Origin of the sequence: Mesorhizobium sp. M0514, assembly GCF_040321145.1 — a bacterium.
Classification (GTDB): domain Bacteria; phylum Pseudomonadota; class Alphaproteobacteria; order Rhizobiales; family Rhizobiaceae; genus Mesorhizobium.
The window spans coordinates 1-1,732 of sequence record NZ_JAMYQZ010000198.1 but is presented as its reverse complement, the minus strand read 5'-3'; the positions used below and the strand labels follow the sequence as shown (position 1 = coordinate 1,732).

General features: G+C 62.1%; 1 protein-coding gene. It reads right to left on the bottom strand.

What is annotated here, in order from left to right; genetic code table 11:
- On the bottom strand, positions 1 to 1,520 hold a 1,520-nt coding region (locus tag NKI61_RS32755), incomplete at its 3' end, for a potassium transporter Kup (RefSeq protein ID WP_023753272.1).
- Positions 1,521 to 1,732: the final 212 nt, after the last annotated feature.

The window sequence follows — 1,732 nt, the reverse complement described above, 5'->3', positions numbered from 1 at the left end:
GCTGTCGGCGCGCTTTGCGGATCGCTGGTCAGGAACACGGCGGTGCCGGACACCAGCTGCGGCTTCTTCTTCAGCAGATTGCCGGCGAGGAAATCGAGCGGGATTTCGTTGCGCCGGGTCTTGTCGAACAGATAGCGGCTGCCGCGCACCCAGGTCCACATCGCCAGAACGATGGTGAAGGCCACCGCAAGCGACGCCCAGCCGCCCTCGAACACCTTCACGATGTTGGAGGCGAAGAAGCCGATGTCGATGAAGCCGAACAGCGCCGTCATGGCGACCGCCACCCACAGCCGCCATTTCCAGATGCGGGTCATGACGACGAACAGCAGCACCGTCGTCACCAACATGTTGCCGGTCACCGAGATGCCATAGGCGGAGGCGAGCTTGCTCGACTCGCCGAAACCGACGACCAGCAACATCACCGCCAACGCCAGCAAAACATTGACGCGCGGCATGTAGATCTGGCCCGACTGCCGTTCCGACGTGTGCAGGATTTCGAGGCGCGGCAGCATATTGAGCTGCACCGCCTGCCGGGTCAGCGAGAAGGCGCCGGAGATCACCGCCTGGCTGGCGATAACCGTCGCGGCAGTGGCCAGCACCACCATCGGGATCAGCGTCCAGCCTTCGTTCATCTCGAAGAATGGGTGGCCGACGTGACCGTTCTTCGCCAGCACGAAAGCGCCCTGCCCGGCATAGTTTAGCAGCAGGCAGGGAAACACGATGGCCAGCCAGGCGAGCACGATGGGCTTGCGGCCGAAATGGCCCAGATCGGCATAAAGCGCTTCGGCACCGGTGACGGCGAGGAAGATGGCGCCGATGGTCACGAAGGCGACATCGGGCGAATTGATCAGGAAGGCGACGATGTAGTGCGGGCTGACCGCCCACAGGATTTCGGGATCGGCGATGATGTGGTTCAAGCCCGAAAGACCGATAGCCAGGAACCAGACCGCCGTGATCGGCCCGAAGATCAGCGCCACACCGCCGGTCCCGAAGCGCTGCACCGAAAACAGGATCGCAAGGATGACCAGCGTCAGCGGCACGACGTAGGGCTGGAAGGTCGGGGTAACGACATTCATGCCTTCAACCGCCGAAAGCACCGAGATTGCCGGCGTGATGACGGCGTCACCGAAGAACAATGACGCGCCGACAATACCGATGGCCAGGATGATCGCCGAGCGGGTCGGGAAACTGCCGCGCGCCAGTGCCATCAGCGACAGCACGCCGCCCTCGCCTCGGTTGTCGGCTCTGAGCACAAACATGATGTATTTGATGGTGACGATAATCGTCAACGACCAGATGATCAGCGACAGCACGCCCAGAATATCGCCGCGCTCGGCGATTTCGCCGCCGGAGGACGCAACAAGCGCTTCCCGGAAGGCGTAGATCGGGCTGGTGCCGATGTCGCCATAGACCACACCGAGCGCGCCCAGCATCAGAACTTTGGTGCTGTGCTGTTCGATTTCGGGATGGCTCGATTGTTCGACGGGTTCTGCCTCAATACCAGCATTGGTAAGGGCCATGGACGACACTCCGATAAGCGCGCGGTGCTCTACGCTTGCTGCGATGCAATATCAAGTGCCGTGACGGTAGGGCTACCATGTTCCCAGCGCAGGGCTTGCCCCGCAATGACCGGTGCGTGGCGTCAAAGGCTGCCGGAAACCTCAGATCGCCACCTGCGTGCCGATCTCGACCACACGTCCGGTCGGGATCTGGAAATACTCCGTCGCATCGG